The 1,724-nt window shown below is 54.0% G+C and carries 1 protein-coding gene; it reads left to right on the forward strand.

Features of this window, described 5'->3' with window-relative positions:
• Positions 1–148 precede the first annotated feature (148 nt).
• Positions 149–1,585 (forward strand): DDE-type integrase/transposase/recombinase, encoded by a 1,437-nt coding sequence (locus ACTVDO_RS17285; RefSeq protein ID WP_020961593.1) that lies wholly within the window; start codon positions 149–151, stop codon positions 1,583–1,585.
• Positions 1,586–1,724 lie beyond the last annotated feature (139 nt).

Genomic DNA, 1,724 nt, shown 5'->3' on the forward strand with positions numbered 1-1,724 from the left:
GGTATTGTCAAAAGTTTATCCTCCACACTCACGGTTTTCCCTTGAGTTTCAACGGTCGGAAGAAAAAAAGCTTGCCACCCCCATTGTTTTGGGCCATCATTGAGGTAACCACACACTCAACAGCCAAAACAAAGAAGGAGTGACAAGCTTGTTACCTCAATTATTAGCCTATTTGCTCGAAATAATCAAGACCCAATATCAAATCATTGTGTATTTGATGGGTGTGATCGTGGGAAAATCCTTGAATCTTGATGACTTGGACGAACCCGTCCAAAAACCCTATCGGAAACTCCAGGTCGATGACCTTCCGATCATCGATGTACCGGAAACCCTTGACTACCGGAAGCTGTTGGCGGACTACGAGGCGCAGCACGGCCGTCCTTTGCGGCCCATTCAGCGCCGGACGAAGGCGAAACACCGTGTTCCGGATTCCTTGACCTGCCCTCGCTGCCAAGCGCCATCATCCTATCTGTACGCCAACAATGGCGGGAACGGGCAATACCAATGCAAAGTGTGCCAGTGCCGGTTCAACCACCAGAACCGGTTCACCAAGCAAGCGGTCTTTCGTTGCCCGCACTGTAAAAAGACGCTGGAGAAAATCAAGGAACGCAAAGAATACAACATCTACAAGTGCAAGAACAACGACTGCCCGTTTTACCAGGCCAACCTTCGCCGGATGACGAACAAGGAGCGCCAACGTTTCAAACAGGATCCACAGGCCTTCAAGGTGCGGTATTTGTTTCGAGAGTTCTTGTTTGACTTTCTCCCGGTGGCTCCATCATCGCCCGTCAAGCCGAAGGTCGATTTGTCCCGGCTGGCTGCGTCGCCGCACATTCTGGGGCTGGTGTTGACGTACCATGTCAACTTTGGCATGTCTTCCCGCATGACGGCAGCGGCCATGAAGGATCTTCACGGCGTGTCGATCTCTCATCAGACGGTGCTCAACTATGCCAACAGCGTCGCGCTCTTAATGAAGCCCTTTGTCGACCGGTTCCCGTATGAGCTGTCCGGCTCGTTCTGCGGGGACGAGACGTATATTCGGGTGAAAGGCCGTTGGCATTATCTGTTCTTCATGTTCGATGCGGTGAAAAAGATCGTGCTGTCGTATCGCGTCTCCCCAAACCGGGACACGCTCTCGGCCATCCAGGCCTGTGATGACGTCCTGCGAAAGCTGCCGTCCATCCCGGACGACTTGTCGTTTGTCGTCGACGGCAATCCCATTTACCTGCTGGCGCAGCACTTCTTTGCCCAGCACGGGATCCTGTTCGATGTCCGCCAGGTAATCGGGCTGACCAATGAGGATCCAGTGTCCGAGGAATTCCGTCCACTCAAACAAATCATCGAGCGATTCAACCGGACGTTTAAAGGCAACTACCGACCGACTCACGGGTTTGGTGCGGAAGAAGGCTCGGTGTCCTTTGTCACACTGTTTGTGGCGTATTTCAACTTCCTGCGCCCACACAGCGCGCTCGAAGGCCGGGTGCCGGTTGTCATCCCGGAACTGGCGGATCTTCCGCATATGCCGGCCCGGTGGACGAAGCTGATCGCCATGGCCCAAGCATTTCTCCAACAAGAGGCGGCCTGACTTTTTTGTCCGCCGGAGCCCGTTGAACAGAACTCCTGCCGGATTCGGCGAAGCGAACCCTTGACCAACCGAACACCGCCAAAGGTAAAATTCGGTCATGGCAAGGGCGGCTTTCCTATGCCCTCTTTTTTGTCCCCGT

It is taken from the genome of Geobacillus sp. BK01 (assembly GCF_052220245.1).
In the GTDB taxonomy this organism is placed as follows: domain Bacteria; phylum Bacillota; class Bacilli; order Bacillales; family Anoxybacillaceae; genus Geobacillus.